This is a genomic window from Microbacterium sp. C23T, assembly GCF_053345975.1.
The window spans coordinates 1-18,749 of record NZ_JBKFBD010000051.1 but is presented as its reverse complement, the minus strand read 5'-3'; the positions used below and the strand labels follow the sequence as shown (position 1 = coordinate 18,749).

Annotated in this window: 15 protein-coding genes, 1 rRNA gene and 1 pseudogene; 13 read left to right on the top strand and 4 right to left on the bottom strand. The window is 68.6% G+C overall.

What is annotated here, in order from left to right; genetic code table 11:
- Positions 1 to 108: 108 nt before the first annotated feature.
- Positions 109 to 921, bottom strand: a pseudogene (locus ACLBXX_RS19965) (CPBP family intramembrane glutamic endopeptidase); the annotation flags it as partial.
- A 163-nt stretch (positions 922 to 1,084) separates the two neighbouring features.
- Between ACLBXX_RS19965 and ACLBXX_RS19960 the strand changes: the two are divergent.
- The 3 genes from ACLBXX_RS19960 to ACLBXX_RS19950 all read left to right on the top strand — a co-directional run bounded on the left by ACLBXX_RS19960 (position 1,085) and on the right by ACLBXX_RS19950 (position 5,713).
- Positions 1,085 to 2,863 (top strand): ABC transporter family substrate-binding protein, encoded by a 1,779-nt coding sequence (locus ACLBXX_RS19960; RefSeq protein WP_447659450.1) that lies wholly within the window; start codon positions 1,085 to 1,087, stop codon positions 2,861 to 2,863.
- A gap of 160 nt (positions 2,864 to 3,023) precedes the next feature.
- Complete coding sequence (locus ACLBXX_RS19955) at positions 3,024 to 4,559, top strand: ABC transporter permease (protein ID WP_387146116.1); 1,536 nt, start codon at positions 3,024 to 3,026, stop codon at positions 4,557 to 4,559.
- Positions 4,559 to 5,713: an ABC transporter permease gene (locus tag ACLBXX_RS19950; RefSeq protein WP_447659449.1), complete on the top strand. Its 1,155-nt coding sequence runs from the start codon at positions 4,559 to 4,561 to the stop codon at positions 5,711 to 5,713. Before ACLBXX_RS19955 ends, ACLBXX_RS19950 begins: the two co-directional genes overlap by 1 nt.
- 14 nt (positions 5,714 to 5,727) lie before the next feature.
- Here the strand turns inward: ACLBXX_RS19950 and ACLBXX_RS19945 are convergent, their stop codons facing one another.
- Entirely contained in the window at positions 5,728 to 6,333 is a 606-nt protein-coding gene (locus ACLBXX_RS19945; RefSeq protein ID WP_447659448.1) for a PH domain-containing protein, read from the bottom strand.
- Between the two features lie 38 nt (positions 6,334 to 6,371).
- Here ACLBXX_RS19945 and ACLBXX_RS19940 point away from each other — a divergent pair, with 38 nt between their 5' ends.
- The 8 genes from ACLBXX_RS19940 (at position 6,372) to ACLBXX_RS19905 (ending at position 14,749) form a co-directional block, all read left to right on the top strand.
- Complete coding sequence (locus ACLBXX_RS19940; RefSeq protein WP_447659447.1) at positions 6,372 to 8,129, top strand: ABC transporter ATP-binding protein; 1,758 nt, start codon at positions 6,372 to 6,374, stop codon at positions 8,127 to 8,129.
- Positions 8,130 to 8,218: 89 nt separating this feature from the next.
- Positions 8,219 to 10,132: a translational GTPase TypA gene (gene typA / locus ACLBXX_RS19935; RefSeq protein ID WP_447659446.1), complete on the top strand. Its 1,914-nt coding sequence runs from the start codon at positions 8,219 to 8,221 to the stop codon at positions 10,130 to 10,132.
- 130 nt (positions 10,133 to 10,262) lie between these two features.
- Positions 10,263 to 11,024 carry an AzlC family ABC transporter permease gene (locus ACLBXX_RS19930; RefSeq protein WP_310291858.1) on the top strand — a complete coding sequence of 254 codons (762 nt, stop codon included), beginning with the start codon at positions 10,263 to 10,265 and terminating at the stop codon, positions 11,022 to 11,024.
- The gene (locus ACLBXX_RS19925; RefSeq protein WP_056367912.1) at positions 11,021 to 11,335 is read left to right on the top strand and encodes an AzlD domain-containing protein; all 315 of its coding nucleotides are present in this window, start codon (positions 11,021 to 11,023) and stop codon (positions 11,333 to 11,335) included. Before ACLBXX_RS19930 ends, ACLBXX_RS19925 begins: the two co-directional genes overlap by 4 nt.
- Positions 11,336 to 11,403: 68 nt before the next feature.
- Positions 11,404 to 11,769, top strand: a complete 366-nt coding sequence (locus tag ACLBXX_RS19920; protein WP_387146130.1) for a DUF6113 family protein — start codon at positions 11,404 to 11,406, stop codon at positions 11,767 to 11,769.
- A 49-nt stretch (positions 11,770 to 11,818) separates the two neighbouring features.
- Positions 11,819 to 12,139, top strand: coding sequence for a ferredoxin (gene fdxA, locus ACLBXX_RS19915; protein WP_018170155.1), 321 nt, complete (start codon positions 11,819 to 11,821; stop codon positions 12,137 to 12,139).
- Position 12,140: 1 nt separating this feature from the next.
- The gene (gene dapC / locus ACLBXX_RS19910) at positions 12,141 to 13,262 is read left to right on the top strand and encodes a succinyldiaminopimelate transaminase (protein ID WP_447659445.1); all 1,122 of its coding nucleotides are present in this window, start codon (positions 12,141 to 12,143) and stop codon (positions 13,260 to 13,262) included.
- Positions 13,263 to 13,450: 188 nt separating this feature from the next.
- On the top strand, positions 13,451 to 14,749 hold the full coding sequence (locus ACLBXX_RS19905) for a citrate synthase (RefSeq protein WP_387146136.1): 1,299 nt from the start codon (positions 13,451 to 13,453) through the stop codon (positions 14,747 to 14,749).
- A 77-nt stretch (positions 14,750 to 14,826) separates the two neighbouring features.
- On the opposite strand, the gene ACLBXX_RS19900 is transcribed toward ACLBXX_RS19905, so the two are convergent.
- Positions 14,827 to 16,266 carry an MFS transporter gene (locus ACLBXX_RS19900; RefSeq protein WP_447659444.1) on the bottom strand — a complete coding sequence of 480 codons (1,440 nt, stop codon included), beginning with the start codon at positions 16,264 to 16,266 and terminating at the stop codon, positions 14,827 to 14,829.
- A 171-nt stretch (positions 16,267 to 16,437) separates the two neighbouring features.
- Here ACLBXX_RS19900 and ACLBXX_RS19895 point away from each other — a divergent pair, with 171 nt between their 5' ends.
- A complete protein-coding gene (locus ACLBXX_RS19895; protein ID WP_447659443.1) occupies positions 16,438 to 17,007 on the top strand; it encodes a TetR/AcrR family transcriptional regulator in 570 nt (189 codons plus the stop codon).
- A 96-nt stretch (positions 17,008 to 17,103) separates the two neighbouring features.
- Here the strand turns inward: ACLBXX_RS19895 and dapD are convergent, their stop codons facing one another.
- Positions 17,104 to 18,060, bottom strand: a complete 957-nt coding sequence (dapD, locus tag ACLBXX_RS19890; protein WP_447659442.1) for a 2,3,4,5-tetrahydropyridine-2,6-dicarboxylate N-succinyltransferase — start codon at positions 18,058 to 18,060, stop codon at positions 17,104 to 17,106.
- Positions 18,061 to 18,630: 570 nt separating this feature from the next.
- On the opposite strand from dapD, the gene ACLBXX_RS19885 reads away from it, so the two are divergent.
- Positions 18,631 to 18,749, top strand: a 16S ribosomal RNA gene (locus tag ACLBXX_RS19885); the annotation flags it as partial.

Here is an 18,749-nt window from a genome sequence, read left to right as displayed (position 1 = left end):
AGGGGGCGGGGGGGGGGGGGGGCGGGGGCGGGGGGGGGCCCCGGGGGGGGGGCGGCCCGGGGGGGTCGGCGTCGGCGTCGGCGTGGGCGTGGGGGTCGGGGTCGGGATCGGGGCGAACACGCCCGGCCAGAGGGCCGCGGCCAGGGGATACCCCACGAACGCGACGATGTCGAGGAGCGTGTGCGCGATGACGAGCGGCATGACGCGACCCCACCGGCGGTAGCACCAGCCGAAGACCACACCCATCACGAAGTTGCCGACGATCGCACCGATGCCCTGGTAGGCGTGATAGGCGCCGCGCAAGCCGGCGGAGGTCAGGATGATGGCCCAGTCGTTCCAGCCGAACCGCCGCAGCCGGTCGAACAGGTAGCCGATGAAGATCACCTCTTCGGTCAGCCCCGCCCGCAGCGCCGACAGCACCAGCAGCGGCACGGTCCACCACGCCGCGTCGAGGGGGGAGGCGACGACGGCGACAGTGACCCCGAGCGCGCGTCCCGCGGCATACAGCGCGAGCCCCGGCACGCCGATGACGGCGGCGAGAAGGATGCCTCGGCCGAGGTCTCCGCCGAAGCGCGAGAAGTCCAGGCCGATGCGGCGCAGCGCGTTACTGCCGGGCTCCCAGAGCAGGTACACGACAAGTGCCACGAGGGCGAGCGCGAAGAAGACGGCGAGCACCTGGTACACGACATCCCAGACCGCCTGCGCGTCCCGCGAGGGGTTCACCTGCGTCTGCTGCTGGCCGAGCGGAACGGGGGCGAGCAGCTTGCGCACGAGCGACAGCACCGAGTACAGCGCGGACTGTCCGACCGTGATCGCGAGGACGATCCACACCTCCCACGTGAGGCGTCGGCGGTCGTACGACGTGAGGGGCGAAAGAGTAGTCGAATCCCTCAGACCTGTGGGCCGGTTCGGCGGCGTCATCTTGTCAGATTGTCACACTCCGCGTCGATTGAGTTAAGGCTCTGTAACGTTTTCGCCGATCGTTTTGACCATCTCACAACCGGTGCTTATCGTTTTCCCATCCGCGCGCAGGTCCGGCTTCCGGCTGGATTCGCGCGCATTACCCTGCACAGAGGAGACACAAGTGTCTGACAAGACGACGTGGCGCATGCGCGCACTCGGAGTCGCGGCGGGCGTCGGCGTGACCGCATTGGTCCTCGCCGGTTGCTCGACGACCCCGCCGGCGACGGAGGAGACCGGGGACACCGCCGACGCCGCGGTGACCATCGCCGAGGTGAACGAGTTCACGGGCACGAACTCGAACAGCGACAACGGCAACCTCGACATCAACGGCAAGGTCAACTACCTGACCCGCGCCGGCTTCTACTACGTCAGCGACACCTACGAGGTCGTCCCCGACGAGTCGTTCGGCAAGATGGAGATCGTCAGCGAAGACCCGCTCCAGGTCAAGTACACGCTCAACGACGGCCTCGAGTGGTCGGACGGCGAGCCCATCACGACCGACGACCTGATCTTCGGCTGGGCAGCGACGTCGGGCGTCTTCGACGACGCCACGCTGGACCCCGAGACCGGTGAGCCCACGAGCGGCACCAAGTACTTCGCGTACGCGGGCAGCACCGAGGGCGTCAAGACCTCGACGATCACGGATGTCGCCGACGACAAGCTGTCGCTCACGCTCGAGTACGACACCCCGTTCGTCGACTGGAACATCATCGGTCTCATCGACCAGCCGGTCCACGTCGTCGCCGAGAAGGCCGGCGTCGACCAGGCCGAGCTCATCGACACGATCCTGACCAGCCCCCGCGGCGACGCCGCCGCTCCGGCTCCGGTCAACGAGACGCTGAAGGCTGCGGCCGACTTCTGGAACTCGGGCTTCGACATGACGTCGCTGCCGGACGACCCGTCGCTGTACCTCTCGAGCGGCCCGTGGATCATCGACTCGTGGGAGCCCACGCAGTCGATGACGCTGAAGCTCAACGACAAGTACACCGGTGACCTCAAGCCGCAGTTCTCCGAGATGGTCATCCGCTTCATCGGTGACGCTCAGGCTCAGGTGACCGCCCTCCAGAACGGCGAGGTCGACGTGATCGCCCCGCAGGCGAGCGGCGACACCCTCACCGCGCTGCAGGCGATCGACGGCGTGGAGGTCCTCCAGGGCGACGCGCTCAACTACGACCACCTCGACCTGACGTTCGCCGGTCCGTTCGCCGAGAAGAACGTCCGCGAGGCGTTCCTCAAGACGATCCCGCGTCAGCAGCTCGTCGACACGCTCATCAAGCCCGTCAACCCCGAGGCTGAGGTTCTCAACTCGAACCTCTTCATCCCGGCTCAGAAGCCGTACAAGGACGCTGTCGCGGCCAACGGTTCGGACGCGTACGCCGATGTCGACATCGAGGGCGCCAAGGAGCTCCTCGCCGGTGCGACCCCGACGATCCGCCTCATGTACAACATCAACAACCCGAACCGCGTCGCGGCGTTCGAGGCCATCCAGGCCTCGGCTTCGCAGGCCGGCTTCGTGATCGAGGATGTGGGCCGTGAGGACTGGAGCGCGCAGCTCGGTTCGGACATCTACGACGCCGTCATCTTCGGCTGGATCTCGCCCGGTGTCGGCAACGGCACCATCCCGCAGATCTTCGCGAGCTTCGGTGGCAGCAACTTCAACAAGTACGCCAACGACACCGTCGACGAGATCGCTCGCACGATCCCGCAGACGCTCGACACCGACAAGATCGACGAGATGACGATCGAGGCGGACACCGAGCTGTTCTCCGACGCATACGGTCTGCCGCTCTTCCAGGGCCCCGGCCTCGAGGCGCACACCGACCGCGTTTCGGGCATCACCTTCATGGGCAACCAGACCGGTGTGTTCTGGAACTTCTGGGAGTGGACGGTCGCCGGTTAATCCGGTGACGATCTGAAACACCACGCCATGGGGCGTCGGGTGCTGAACAGCCCGGCGCCCCGTGCGTGTGTCTTCCCGTCCACAGCCGGCGAACCCGACGCCCGGCCTCTGCTGCCGCCGTCGCCCGCCTGCTACCTTTTCTGCATGAAGGGCCAGCCCAGTGCTTAGCTTCGTTCTGCGGCGCATCGGGGTTTCGATCCTGATCCTCATCGCCGCATCCTTCCTGATGTACACCCTCGTGGCTCTTGCCAAGGATCCGCTCGAGGACCTGTACGCCTCCAACAGCCCGAACCGTGACGCGCTGATCGCCCAGCGCATCGCGTGGCTGAACCTCGACCAGCCCATTCCCGTCCGCTGGTTCAACTGGCTGCTCGGCGCCGCCCGCTGCGTCATCCCGTTCGGCGGCTGTGACCTCGGCGTCACCATCCAGAACCAGCCGGTGACGATCGTCCTCGCACGTGCGATGGGCGCGACGCTCCAGCTCGTCACCGCGTCGACGATCCTCGCCATCGTCCTCGGCGTCCTCGTCGGCATCGTGTCGGCGCTTCGCCAGTACAGCGCCATCGACTACTCGTTCACGTTCGCCAGCTTCCTGTTCTACTCGCTGCCGTCGTTCGTGATGGGTGTTCTGCTCAAGGTCTTCTTCGCCCTCGGCTTCAACGACTGGCTCGACAGTCCGGTGTTCACATGGCCGTGGATCATCGCACTCAGTCTCATCTCCGGCGTCTTCTGGCAGGCGATCATCGGCGGACCCAGGCAGCGCCGCCTGATCGTCTTCGCCGCGTCCGTGGTGACCACCGGAGCGATGCTGTACGGCATGAGCGTGACGGCGTGGTTCCTCAACCCGTCGCTGGGCCCGATCCTCACGCCGCTGCTGATCGCTGCGTTCGCCGCGGGAATGGTCCTCATCATCGCCGGACCGCGTGCGCGCTACGCATGGCGCACCGCCGGTGTCACCGCGATCGTCCTCATCGCCGCGTACTTCGTGCTGCAGCCGTTCCTCAAGTCGTTCAACGGCTGGGGGGTGCTCGCCCTGTTCGTGGCGGCGGCTCTCGTCGGCGCGGCCGCCGGCTGGTTCCTCGGTGAGTACGACAAGGGGCAGGCGATCCGCATCGGCGTCCTGACGGGCCTGCTCGGCATGGGCGTGATCATCCTGGACCAGTTCATGCAGAACTGGAACTCGTACGTCAACAACCCGAAGGTGAACGGACGGCCGATCGCGACGATCGGCTCTCAGACGCCCAATCTGCAGGGCGATTGGTGGATCCAGAGCATCGACACATTCACCCACCTCCTGCTGCCGACGATCAGCCTCATGCTCATCTCGTTCGCCGCGTACACGCGATACGCCCGCGGCGGCATGCTCGAGACGCTGAACCAGGACTACATCCGCACCGCCCGAGCGAAGGGTCTTCCCGAGCGGACGGTCGTGGTGCGTCACGCGTTCCGCAACTCGCTCATCCCGATCACGACGATCGTCGCGGCCGATGTCGGCGCGCTGATCGGTGGCGCGATCATCACCGAGCGCATCTTCGCGTTCAGTGGCATGGGTGCGCTCTTCAACCAGGGGCTGTCGCACGCCGACCCGAACCCCGTCATGGCGTACTTCGTCGTCATCGCCGTGTTCGCCATCACGTTCAACTTCCTCGCCGACCTCGCGTACTCGGCGATCGACCCGAGAGTGAGGGTCAAGTAATGTCGATCCCCATCGATCCGGCCCTCGAGCCGCCCACCGCACCCTCCGACGGAGGCGTGCACGTCCAGACCGCCGACGAGCGCGGCATCAGCCAGGGACGCCTGACGTTCCGACGCTTCATCGCGCACAAGCCCGCAGTCGTCAGCGCGGTCCTCTTCGTCCTCATCGTCGGCTTCGCCATCTCGGCGACCGGCATCGGGCCCATCCCGGGCTGGTGGAAGTGGAACTACGAAGAACTGATCCCGATCAGCAACGGCGGCAAGCCCACGCTGACGCTCTGGCCGTTCTCGCTCGGCGATCACCCGTTCGGCCAGAACACGGTCGGCAAGGACTACTTCGCGATGGTCATGCGCGGCCTCGTCAACTCGTCCTACATGATGTTCATCATCGGCCTCATCGGCGCCTTCCTCGGCGTCGTTGTCGGCGCTCTCGCGGGCTACTACCGCGGGTGGGTCGACGCGGTGCTGATGCGCCTGACCGACATCGTCATCGTGATCCCCGTGATCGTGATCGGCGCGGTCGTCGGATCGGCCGTGGGCAACCTCGGTCCGCTGCTGCTGGCCCTGTTCCTCGGATTCTTCGTCTGGACGGGAATCGCCCGACTCGTGCGGGCGGAGTTCCTCACCCTGCGTGAGCGCGAGTTCGTCGAGGCGGCACGCGTCGCCGGCGCGTCGGATGCGCGCATCATCTTCAAGCACATCCTGCCGAACGCGATCGGCGTGGTCATCGTCGCGACGACGCTGCTGATCGCCGCCGCGATCATCCTCGAGACGTCGCTGTCGTTCCTCGGGTACGGCGTCCGCGCGCCCGATGTGTCGCTGGGTCTGCTGATCTCAGCGAACGAATCGGCGTTCCAGACGCGCCCCTGGCTGTTCTGGTGGCCGGCGGCGTTCATCGTGATCCTGTCTCTCCTCGTGAACTTCGTCGGCGACGGTCTGCGCGACGCGTTCGACCCGCGTCAGAAGCGCATCGTCTTCCGCAAGGTCAAGGAACTCCCGGAGGATGCGGTCATCGTTGCCGGCACGACCGCCGACGTGCCCGAGGGCGCGCTGGTCACGGCCGGCGGTGCGGCGATCGTCGAAGGCGTCTCGAGCGATCGTCCGGACGACGTCCTCGACGACGAGATCGCGCCCGACCCGGATCGTCGCGGATGATGCGCGCCAGGCTCTCAGCCGGTGGCGACGATCAGCGCGATCGACGCCGCGGCGAGCATGATCGACGCGATGAGGAACGTCACGTGCCAGTGGCGCTTGACCGGCGTCTCATCGGCCACGCCGAGTTCGACCTGACCGGCATCGAGGCGGCTGCGCCACGACTCTCGCACGACGAGAGCCGCGTTGCCCGAGTCGGTGCCCATGCGGTCGCTCGGGCGGGCGTCGCCACCGGCGGCGCTCGCCTCGCGGCGGGCCTTCGCGTTGCCCATCATCGTGGTGAAGAAGCCGGGCGCCGGCGCCGACCAGGCAGTGAAGCTGCCGGACGGCGTGTGCAGCGTCAGGGCCCGCGCCGTCTCGACGTGCACGAGGGCCTCCCACGGCACGTCGACGTCGTGGCTCACGTTCTCGATGCGCACACCGCGATCCGACACCTCGACGCAGGGGCGCCACAGCGCCATCCAGCCGAGCAGGGCCGCCAGCGGAGCGGCGGCGTAGACCCACGTCAGCCGCGGGTCCGCGCTCCATACGGCGGTGATCACTGCGAGCGCCGCAAGACTCCAGACGATGACGGCAGCAATGCGGTTGAAACGGGAGTCGATGCGGATCGCACGGTCGGTCACCCCCTCATTCTCTCAATCGATCCCACAAGGACCATGAAATGAACGCGTCCCCCACTCCTCTGACCGGCAGTCCGCTGCTGGAAGTGAGCGGCCTGTCCGTGGACTTCGCCGTCGACAACTACTGGGTGCCGGCAGCGAAGAAGCTGGACTACTCCGTCGAGTCGGGCAAGGCCCTCGCGATCGTCGGCGAGTCCGGCTCCGGCAAGAGCGCGAGCTCCATGGCGATGCTCGGGCTCCTGCCGTCCAACGCCCGGGTGACCGGCAGCGTCAAGCTCGGCGGTCGCGAGATCCTCGGCCTCCGCAAGGACGACCTGCGTCGCGTGCGCGGTCGCGAGATCGCGGTGATCTTCCAGGAGCCGATGACCGCGCTGAACCCCGTGTTCACGGTCGGGTTCCAGATCATCGAGACGCTGCGCATCCACCAGGGCATGACGCCGAGCGCCGCGCGCACGCGTGCTCTCGAGCTGCTCGACATGGTCGAGCTGCCCGATCCGCTGAAGGCGTTCAACTCGTACCCGCACCAGCTGTCGGGCGGCCAGCGTCAGCGCGCGATGATCGCGCAGTCGATCTCGTGCGACCCGCAACTGCTGATCGCCGACGAGCCGACCACGGCTCTCGACGTGACGGTGCAGGCCGAGATCCTCGACCTCATGCGGGACCTCCGGCACCGCCTCGACTCGGCGATCCTCATCATCACGCACGACATGGGCGTGGTGGCCGACATCGCCGACGACATCGTGGTGATGCGCAAGGGCGAGATCGTCGAGCGCGGCTCGGTCGATGCCGTGTTCAACCGCCCCACGCACCCGTACACGCAGCAGCTCCTCGCCGCGGTGCCCCGCATCGGCGACGCGCAGGGGGAGTCGATCGACACCACGGCCGCCCTCGCCGGGGACACCTCGGTGATCCGCCTGGCCGATGTCGCCGCGCGCGAGGACGAGCAGCGCCGCCAGGGCCTCGGCGCCCCGGTGCTCGATTTCGCCGACGTCGCGATCGACTACCCGAAGCGCGGGCGCGTGCCCGCGTTCCGTGCCGTCGAGCATGCGAACTTCACCATCTACCCGGGTGAGGTCACGGGCCTCGTGGGCGAGTCCGGCTCGGGCAAGACCACCGTGGGACGCGCCGCGATCGGCCTGCTCCCGATCGCGGACGGCAAGGCCGAGGTCGTCGGCTACGACATCTCCAAGGCCGACCGGCGCCTGCTGCACAAGGTGCACAAGGACGTCGGCATCGTCTTCCAGGACCCGTCGTCGTCGCTCAACCCGCGTCTCCCGATCGGCCAGTCGATCGGCGAGCCGATGCTTCTGGCGAACGTCGCGAAGGGCCGAGAGCTCGACCTGAAGATCCAGGAGCTACTCGACGCCGTCGAGCTGCCCCGCGCGTACCGCAACCGCTACCCGCACGAGCTGTCGGGCGGTCAGAAGCAGCGCGTGGGCATCGCGCGCGCCCTGTCGCTGCAGCCCAAGCTGCTCATCGCCGACGAGCCCACCTCTGCGCTCGACGTCTCGGTGCAGGCCACCGTGCTGCAGCTGCTTCGTCAGCTGCAGGCCGACATGGGGTTCGCATGCCTCTTCATCAGCCACGACCTGGCGGTCGTCGACTCGCTCGCGGACCGCATCATCGTGATGCACCACGGAAAGATCGTCGAGCAGGGCGCGACCGGGCAGATCCTCCGCGCGCCCAAGGAGGACTACACGCGTCGCCTCATCGCCGCCATCCCGGTGCCCGACCCCGAGGAGCAGCGCGTGCGCCGCGAGGCGCGCGCGGCCCTGCTCGAAGCAGGCCTGGAGGGCTGATCCGCCGCCGAAAGGCGATACACAGCAGCGCCCAATAGAATGGGGATGCCGGCATTCCGGCATCCCCATTCTCTTTCAAGGATTCCCTCATGGCGCGCGCCCTCCGTCCGGACCTCCGCAACGTGGCTATCGTCGCTCACGTCGACCACGGCAAGACCACCCTCGTCGACGCGATGCTCCGCCAGACCGGCTCGTTCGGCGAGCACGCACACGTCGAAGAGCGCGCGATGGACTCGAACGACCTCGAGCGCGAAAAAGGCATCACGATCCTCGCGAAGAACACCGCGATCACGTACAACGGTGCCCACACCGACGTCCCGGTCACGATCAATGTGATCGACACCCCCGGCCACGCCGACTTCGGCGGTGAGGTCGAGCGCGGCCTGTCGATGGTGGACGGCGTCGTGCTCCTCGTCGACGCGAGCGAAGGCCCCCTCCCGCAGACCCGCTTCGTGCTGCGCAAGGCGCTCGAGGCGAAGCTGCCGGTCATCCTCCTCGTCAACAAGACCGACCGCCCCGACGCGCGCATCGCCGAGGTCGAGGAAGAGGCGCACGACCTGCTGCTCGGCCTCGCTTCCGACCTCCACGAGGACGTGCCCGACCTCGACATCGACGCCCTGCTCGACGTCCCGGTCGTGTACGCGAGCGGGCGTGCGGGCGCGGCATCCCGCAACCGTCCCGCCAATGGCGAGCTTCCCGACAACGCCGACCTCGAGCCGCTGTTCGGCGCGATCCTCGAGCACGTCCCGGCTCCCGCGTACGACGACGACGCGCCGCTGCAGGCCTGGGTCACGAACCTCGACTCCAGCCCGTTCCTCGGCCGCCTCGCGCTGCTGCGCGTCTTCAACGGCACCCTGAAGAAGGGCCAGACCGTCGCGTGGGTGCGTCACGACGGCACGCACTCGAACGCCCGCATCACCGAGCTCCTCAAGACCCGCGCCCTCGAGCGCTACCCCGCTGAGGAGGCCGGCCCCGGCGACATCGTCGCCATCGCCGGCATCGAGGAGATCACGATCGGCGAGACGATCGCCGACCCCGAGGACGTCCGCCCGCTGCCGGCGATCCACGTCGATGACCCCGCCATCTCGATGACGATCGGCACCAACACGTCGCCGCTGGTCGGCAAGGTCAAGGGCCACAAGGTCACCGCCCGCATGGTGAAGGACCGCCTCGACCGCGAGCTCATCGGCAACGTCTCGCTGAAGGTCGTCGACATCGGACGCCCCGACGCGTGGGAGGTGCAGGGCCGCGGCGAGCTCGCGCTTGCGATCCTCGTGGAGAACATGCGCCGCGAGGGCTTCGAGCTCACCGTCGGCAAGCCGCAGGTCGTCACGCGCAAGGGCGAGGACGGCAAGGTCAAGGAGCCCTTCGAGCACCTCACCGTCGACGCCCCCGAAGAGTACCTCGGCGCGATCACGCAGCTCATGGCGTCCCGCAAGGGCCGCATGGAGACGATGGTCAACCACGGCACCGGGTGGGTGCGCATGGAGTTCATCGTCCCCTCGCGCGGTCTCATCGGGTTCCGCACCGAGTTCCTCTCGATGACGCGCGGCACCGGCATCGCCAACGCGATCTCGCACGGCTACGACGACTGGGCGGGCCACATCGTCGCCCGCCAGAACGGCTCGATCGTCGCCGACCGCTCGGGTGCCGTCACGCCGTTCGCCATGATCGCGCTGCAGGAGCGCATGAGCTTCTTCGTGCAGCCCACCGAAGAGGTCTACGAGGGCATGGTCGTCGGCGAGAACTCGCGCGCCGATGACATGGACGTGAACATCACCAAGGAGAAGAAGCTCACGAACATGCGGTCCTCGACCGCGGACGCGTTCGAGTCGATGACTCCGCCCCGCATCCTCTCGCTGGAGGAGAGCCTCGAGTTCGCCCGCGACGACGAATGCGTCGAGGTGACGCCCGAGAAGGTGCGCATCCGCAAGGTGGTCCTCGACGCCACCGAGCGCGGCCGCGCCGCCTCGCGCCTCAAGCGCCAGGACGCCAACGCGTAAGCACGGACACGGATGCCGCGACCCGAACCCTGCGAAGGGCGCGGGTCGCGGCATCCGCCGTATCCGAAGGGTGCCACGGGCCGCGGTGCGGCCGGGCGGGGGATGTCGAGGCCGTCGGTAGCATGACCAGGTGACCCTCGACCCGCACTTCGACGACGCACACAGCGCCGGCGAGGGCCGCAGGGCCGTCCGCGAGGGCCTCGGTGTCGCGCTGGCGACGAGTGCGTACGGCATCTCGTTCGGCGCTCTCGCGGTCGCGGCCGGGCTCGACGTCTGGCAGACGTGCGTCCTGAGTCTCGTGATGTTCACCGGCGGATCCCAGTTCGCCTTCGTCGGCATCGTGGGCGCCGGGGGACTGGCCGCGGTGCCGGCGGCGATCGCCTCCGCGGCGCTGCTCGGAGTGCGGAACGTGGCCTACGGCATCCGGATGTCCCCGGTGGTCGGCGCGGGCTTCTGGCGCCGCGCCGCGGCGGCGCAGTTCACCATCGACGAGTCGACCGCGGTGGCGCTCGCGCAGCGCTCACCGCACGCCCGGACGCTGGGGTTCTGGGTGACGGGCATCGGGATCTACGTCGGGTGGAATCTGTCGACGCTCGCCGGCGCGCTCCTCGGCGACGTGCTCGGCGACGTGCGGGCGTACGGACTCGACGCCGCTGCGGCAGCGGCGTTCCTCGCCCTCCTGTGGCCGCGTCTGCGCGCCCGCCAGCCCATCGTCGTCGGCGTGGCGGCGGCCGTCGTGGCGACGGTCCTCACGCCCGTGCTCATGCCCGGTCTCCCTGTCATCATCGCGGCCCTCGTCGCGATCGTGGTCGGCTGGACGAACTGGCTCGGCAAGGACGACCGGGTGAAGCCCGAACCCGACGACGTCGCCGAGAGGGAGGGGCTGCCGTGACCATGTGGACGGCCATCCTCGTGGCCTCGATCATCTGCGTCGCGCTCAAGACCGTGGGGTATCTCATCCCCGCGAAGTGGGTCGAGGCCCCGACGCCGATGCGCATCGCCGATCTGCTCACCGTGGCGCTGCTCGCCGCCCTCGTCGCCGTGCAGACCCTCGGCGCGGGGCAGGCGGTCGTGGTCGATGCGCGGGTCCCGGCCGTGCTCGTCGCCGCGGGTCTGCTGATGCTGCGGGCGCCCTTCCTCGTCGTGGTGGTCGCGGCCGCGCTCGTCGCGGCACTCCTGCGTCTGTGGGGCTGGGCAGCGTAGCCGACGGTTCAGCCCCGATCGCCGTCGAGCGGAGAGAACAGCACAGGTGCGGTCGGTACGATCGAGGCATGCGCCCTTCCGTCCCCGCCCGCATCGGCAGCTGGATCGTCGCCCTGCTGGTGGGACTGGTCTACGGCGTCGCCGGCACGGTGGCCCACGCCTACGCGATCGGCTGGTTCCCGCTCGGCCTGATCCTCGCCGTGATCGGCTCGGCCGCGCTGCTGCTGGCCGTGCGGCTGCTCACCTCCGATCGCTGGGCGACGCTCGCCACCGGTCTCGGCATGATGGTCTCGACCCTCGTCTTCTCGGGCAGCGGCCCCGGCGGCTCGGTCGTCGTGCCGCAGTCCGGGCTCGGCGTGGTGTGGACGATCGCAGTTCCTATCCTCGTGGCACTCGTCGTGGCCTGGCCGGATCGCATCCCCCGGATGGAGTGAGCGCGTCGCACGGCGGATCGTGATCGGAGGTCGCGGCTAGACTGGCCAGGTGACGTACGTGATCGCCCTTCCCTGCGTGGACGTCAAGGACCGCGCCTGCATCGACGAGTGTCCCGTGGACTGCATCTACGAGGGCGATCGATCGCTGTACATCCACCCCGACGAGTGCGTCGACTGCGGCGCCTGCGAGCCCGTGTGCCCCGTCGAGGCGATCTACTACGAGGACGACCTGCCCGACGAGTGGCAGGACTACTACAAGGCCAACGTCGAGTTCTTCGACGACATCGGCTCCCCGGGCGGCGCCGCCAAGGTCGGCGTCATCCACAAGGATCACCCGATCATCGAGGCGCTCCCGCCGCAGGAACACTGACGTGGGGGTCGCCGATCTCGCCGACTACCCCTGGGACGCGGTCGCGCCGTATGCCACGCGCGCACGCGCCCACCCCGACGGGCTCGTCGACCTGTCGATCGGCTCGCCCGTCGACGCCACGCCCGCCGTCGTCGCCGAGGCGCTCCGCGCCGCGACCGACGCCCACTCGTATCCGCAGACCGTCGGCACCCCGGAACTGCGGGCGGCTATCGCGAGCTGGTACGGCCGCCGCCGGGGCGTCCCCGGGCTGACCCCCGAGAACGTCCTTCCGACCGTCGGTTCGAAGGAGCTCGTCGCCCTCCTCCCGCTGCTGCTGGGCCTCGGGCCCGGCGACGTCGTGGTGCACCCCCGAGCGGCCTATCCCACGTACGAGGTCGGCGCGCGCCTCGTCGGCGCGACGCCCGTCGCCGCCGACGATCCCGCGGACTGGCCCGAGGGCACCCGCCTCGTGTGGGTGAACTCCCCGGGCAATCCGGACGGCCGCGTGCTCGACGTCGACGCCCTGCGCGCGGCGGTGGAACGCGCCCGTGAGCTCGGTGCCGTGCTCGCGTCCGACGAGTGCTACGCCGAACTGGGGTGGGATGCCCCGTGGGACGCCGAACCGGTGCCGTCGGCACTCGACCCCCGCGTGACCGGCGGCGACCTCAGCGGCATCCTCTCGGTGTACTCGCTGAGCAAGCAGTCGAACCTCGCCGGCTACCGCGCGGCGTTCCTCGCCGGCGATCCCGCCGTGATCGCTCGTCTGCTCACGGCGCGCAAGCACCTCGGCCTCATGCTCCCGCTTCCGGTCCAGACGGCGATGACCGCCGCCCTCGAGGACGACGTCCACGTCGCCGCGCAGAAGGAGCTGTACCGCCGTCGGCGCGACGTGCTGCGCCCCGCCGTCGAGGCCGCCGGATTCCGCATCGACGCGAGCGAGGCGGGCCTGTACCTCTGGGCGACCGAGGGGCGCGACGCGTGGGAGAGCCTCGGTCGCCTCGCCGATCTCGGCATCCTCGCCGGTCCCGGCCATTTCTACGGCACGCACTTCCCGCAGCACATCCGGCTGTCGCTCACCGCGACCGACGAGCGCATCGCGGCCGCGGCCGCACGCCTGCGCGCGGCATCAGACATCTCGATCTGAGGATTCCTCTATCGGATGCCGCGGGCCTTTGGTCGTGTCAACAGTAGGCGCGGCGGCGCACTAGGCTGTAGGAACGCGGCGACGCGGCATCCCCCGTCCCGCCCCTCCGTCCTGCTGCAGCCCTCTCCATGGCGCCGTACAGGACTGGACGACACCCCCGGTACGACCAGAAATCGCGAGGAGGCGCCGTGAGCGACGCGGGCACCCAGCACGAGAAGGCCACCCTCACGATCGGTGGCAGCACCGCCGAGTTCCCGCTGCTGCGGGGCACCGACGGCACACCGAGCGTGGACCTCTCCACCCTCACCCGCCAGACCGGCTACACGGCTCTCGACTACGGCTTCGTGAACACCGCGGCGACGAAGTCCGCGATCACGTACATCGACGGCGACGAGGGCGTGCTGCGCTACCGCGGCTACCCGATCGAGCAGCTCGCCAAGAACAGCACGTACCTCGAGGTCGCCTGGCTGCTCATCTACGGCGAGCTCCCGAGCGCCGACGAGCTGGCCGAGTTCGATGAGAAGATCCGCCGGCACACGCTGCTGCACGAGGACCTCAAGCGGTTCTTCTCCGCGCTGCCGCACACCGCCCACCCGATGTCGGTGCTGTCGTCGGCCGTGTCCGCGCTCTCGACGTACTACGAGCACCAGTCCGACCCCAACAACCCCGAGCACGTCGAGCTGAACACGATCCGCATGCTCGCGAAGCTGCCCGTGATCGCGGCGTACGCGCACAAGAAGAGCATCGGCCAGGCGTTCCTGTACCCCGACAACTCGCTCGGGTTCGTCGACAACTTCCTCAAGCTCAACTTCGGCGTGCTGTCGGAGGTGTACGAGGTCAATCCGGTCATGTCGCGTGCTCTCGAGCGACTGCTCATCCTCCACGAGGACCACGAGCAGAATGCGTCCACCTCGACCGTGCGCCTCGTCGGCTCGACCGGCGCGAACCAGTTCTCGTCGATCTCCGCCGGCATCAATGCGCTCTACGGACCGCTGCACGGCGGGGCGAACGAGGCCGTCCTCGACATGCTGGCGCGCATCCGCGACTCCGGCGAGAGCGTGCAGCGCTTCGTCGAGCGGGTCAAGAACAAGGAAGACGGCGTGAAGCTCATGGGCTTCGGGCACCGCGTCTACAAGAACTACGACCCGCGCGCGAAGCTGGTGAAGGAGTCGGCCGACGAGGTGCTGTCGGCACTCGGTGTGAGCGACCCGCTCCTCGACCTCGCCAAGGAGCTCGAAGAGATCGCGCTGAACGACGCGTACTTCCAGGACCGCCGCCTGTACCCGAACGTCGATTTCTACACCGGCGTGATCTACAAGGCGATGGGTTTCCCGACCCGCATGTTCACGGTCCTGTTCGCCATCGGGCGTCTGCCCGGCTGGCTCGCGCAGTGGCGCGAGGCCGCGAGCGACCCGCAGACCAAGATCGGCCGCCCGCAGCAGCTGTACATCGGCGCCGCCGAGCGCAACTACCCCGGTCTGTCCTGACGCGGAAATGACGGATGCCGCGCCCCCGAGTGGGGCGCGGCATCGCTCGTTGAGGGGGTTGTGCCCGCCGCGGTGAGTCAGCCGACTTCGGCCAGTGCTGCGTCGTCGGTGTTCGCGAGCGCGCCGTGGGTCGCAGCATCCGTCCGTCCACGCGGCCGGATGGACAGCACCAGGATCGCGGCGACGACCGCCCCCGCGGCGAGCGTCAGCCAGGCGACGGCGTAGCCGTCGAGCGCGGGGGTGCCGCCGGGCTCGATCGCGCCGAACACGACAGCCGTCGTGAATGCGGAGCCGATCGCCGACCCGATGGTGCGCAGATTGGCGTTCACGCCGGTCGCGATCCCGGTCCGGTCGGCAGGCACGCTTTCGACGATGATGCTCGCCGTCGACGCGTACGCGAGGCCGATGCCCAGTCCGAAGACGCCGCCCGCGATCGCGAGGGTGACGAGCGTCTCGTGGTCGAGCACGGCGAACACGACGCCGCCCGCCATGAGCAGGGCACCGAGCCCCATCATGAGCCGGAGCGGAATGACGCGGGCGATCGCACCCGTCGCGAACCCGACGCTCGACATCCCGATGAGGAGCGGGAGCAGCGCCAGCCCGGCGGCCTGCACGCCGAGTCCGAGACCCCATCCGGAGTCGACCGGTGTCTCGAGGAACTGGGGAAGGTAGCCCCAGAACCCGAAGGCGGCGGCTCCGATGAGGAGCGCGGCGGCGTTGACGGGCCAGATCGCCCGCGAGGCCATGAGACGAAGATCGACGAGGGGCTCCGACGACCGGAGTTCGGAGACCACCCACGCGATCATGAGCAGCACGGCGGCGCCGAACAGCGCGAGGGTGAGCGGGGCGGTCCAGCCCCAGCGCGCACCGGAGCTGAGCGGAACGAGCAGCGCGATGAGCCAGCCCGACAGGAGGACGGCCGAGAGGACATTGACGCGGCCGACCGCGCGCAGGCCTGCCGGCGGCACGAGCATCATCGTGAGCACGATGCCCGCGACCGCGGCCACGAACGGGACGGCGAAGATCCCGTGCCACCCGAGGAGCTCGGCGAGGGGACCCGCGAGCACGCTGCCGGCCGCGCCGCCGATGCCGATGATGGCGCTGGTGGCGCCGATCGCACCGGTGAGCTGGTGGCGGGGCATGACGTCGCGGAGCAGGCCGAACGCGAGCGGGAACAGCGCCCCACCCACGCCTTGCAGGACGCGGGCGAGGATGAGCACCTCGAGGGTCGGCGCGAACGATGCGACGACGTCGCCGATCGCGACGACGGCGAGGACCGCCAGGAACGTGTTGCGGCGGCCGCGGAGGTCGCCGATGCGGCCGAGCAGGGGAGTGGCGACGGCCGCCGCGATGAGCCAGGACGTGTTGGTCCAGGATGCGGCATCCGCCGTGACGCCGAAGTCGGCGGCGATGAGGGGGATGACGGGGATGACGAGGTTCTGGAGCAGCGCGAGCGAGGCGACGCTGAGAGCGATCGCCGCGAACGCCGCGCGGGGTGTGAACGGGACAGTGGGCATCGACGGGCCTTCCGATGGGTGCGGATCCGGTGAATGCGGGATAAAGTGGAGGGAGGTCTCCGAACGGAGGATGCCTCCGCTTTGAGATTAGCGGAGGGTCCCTCCGTTTCGCAACCACAGGTTTCGCCGTCGCCGGAGGGCGCGGCTCGGGTACAGCGGAAGGGTGCGGTCATGGCGGTGGTCGAGCGGGTGTCTGCGCTGGATGCACGTCGTCCGCAAAGGGCTGATGCCGCGCGGAATTTCGACGCGCTCGTCGCCGCCGGCCGCGAGGCATTCGCCGAGGAGGGATCAGGCGCCTCCCTCGAGGACATCGCCCGCCGCGCCGGCGTGGGGATCGGTACTCTCTACCGCAACTTCCCGACCCGTGACGACCTCATCGAGACGCTCTACCTCGGGGAGGTCGACGCGCTCGCGCGCGCCGCGGACGAGGTCTCCGATCTCGAGCCGTGGGACGCGCTGCGCGCGTGGCTCGACCGGTTCGTCGCCTACGTCGGCACGAAGCACGCGCTGCTCGATGGGCTGAACCGCCGTTCACCCGTGCTCGCGGAGTGCCGCACGATCATGCTGTCCGCGGGCGAGCCGCTGCTCGAGCGGGCCCAGGCGGCCGGCGACGTCGACCCCGACATCTCGATCGGCGACGTGGTCAAGCTCGTCTCCGGGGTCGCGGCGGTCGCCTCGTTCGATGATGAGGCTCAGCGCCGACGCGTTCTCAATCTCGCGATCAACGCCATCCGCCGCTGACGCGTCGGGCTCACGCGCCCCGGCGTTCGCGATCGGGGGCAGCAGACGACGAGACCGCCCCGTCGTGGATGACGGAGCGGTCTCGGTGCGCGGGACTCAGGCGTGGAGCGCCTCGTTGAGGGTGACGCCCACGCCGGCGCGGCGCACAGCCTCGACCGCTCCGGTGAGCGAATTGCGGCGGAAGAGCAGCCCGGTGCTGCCGGAGAGGTCGGCGCCCTTCGCCGTGGGAAGCGTTCCGTCGGCCCGGCGAGGCTCGTCCGCCAAAACGATCTTGGTGCCCGCGGTCACGTAGAGGCCGGCCTCGACGATGCAGTCGTCGCCGAGCGAGATGCCGATACCGGCGTTCGCGCCGAGCAGCGTGCGGGCCCCGACGGACACCTTGTGCGTGCCGCCGCCGGAGAGGGTGCCCATGATCGAGGCTCCGCCGCCGATGTCGCTGCCGTCGCCCACGACCACGCCCTGCGAGATGCGGCCCTCGACCATGCTCTGGCCGAGGGTGCCGGCGTTGAAGTTCACGAAGCCCTCGTGCATGACGGTGGTGCCGGGCGACAGGTAGGCGCCGAGCCGCACGCGGGACGCATCGGCGATGCGCACGCCGGCCGGCGAGACATAGTCGAGCAGGCGGGGGAACTTGTCGAGTCCCTGTACCTGGATGCCCTCCCGGACGAGGAACGGGCGCAGACGGTTGAGCGCGTCGGGATGCATCGGGCCTGCGTTCGTCCACGCCACGTTGGGCAGGTGCGCGAAGATCCCGTCGAGGTTCACCTCATTGGGGCGCACGAGCAGGTGCGAGAGCGCGTGAAGGCGCAGGTACGCGTCCGGAGTCGATGCCGGCGCCGCATCGAGGTCCGACTCGATCGCGACGACCTCCACCGTGACGGCGCGCCGTTCGTCGGCGACGGCGAGGCGGTCGAGCTCGTCCGGCGGCATCTGAGGGTCGTAGCCCAGGGGGATGCGTCCGGCAGCAGGGGAGGGGAACCACGTGTCGAGCACGGTCCCGTCTTCGGCGGTCGTCGCGAGGCCGACGCCCCACACCCATCGTTCTTCGGTCATGCCTTAACGCTAGCGCGCGGGCTCCGCTGAAGTTCCGCGTGTTTCCGGGGTTGGAGCGTTGCGACACGCCCGGGGAGCGGGGCGGATTCGACGTGAGGGAGGGACCCACGTAATGTTCTTGTTGTTCGCCCCAAAGGGTAGAGCGAAAGGCCTCAGGGTCTGGCTCCCCTCAAGTTGCGAACCACCCCATCCGATCTGCTCCTGGCGAGCAGGCCGGGTTCCGGTTTAGGATGGGTTTCTTCCACTTCTGTGACTGCTGGTCTCCGGCTGTGGTGAGGTCTTGTGCCTCGCTGAGCCGACTTGACAAGCGAGAGCGGATGTGTAAGATAGAGAAGTTGCCCAGCCGGGTAGCGGGTCGTGAGATTCGTTGCGGGTTGGTGCGTCCGATCTTTGAGAACTCAACAGCGTGCACTTGTCAAATGCCAATTTTTTTCTCTGTCGACCAGTTTTTCTGGTTGGTGGGGGTCTTTTTTGGATCAATTCATGGATGTCAGTTTGATATTCGTTTTTGGTCATGGTTGAACTCGCTGCCCTTTTACCGTTTTTCCCGGTGGGGGTGGCAATCATTTTTTTATGGAGAGTTTGATCCTGGCTCAGGATGAACGCTGGCGGCGTGCTTAACACATGCAAGTCGAACGGTGAAGCCAAGCTTGCTTGGTGGATCAGTGGCGAACGGGTGAGTAACACGT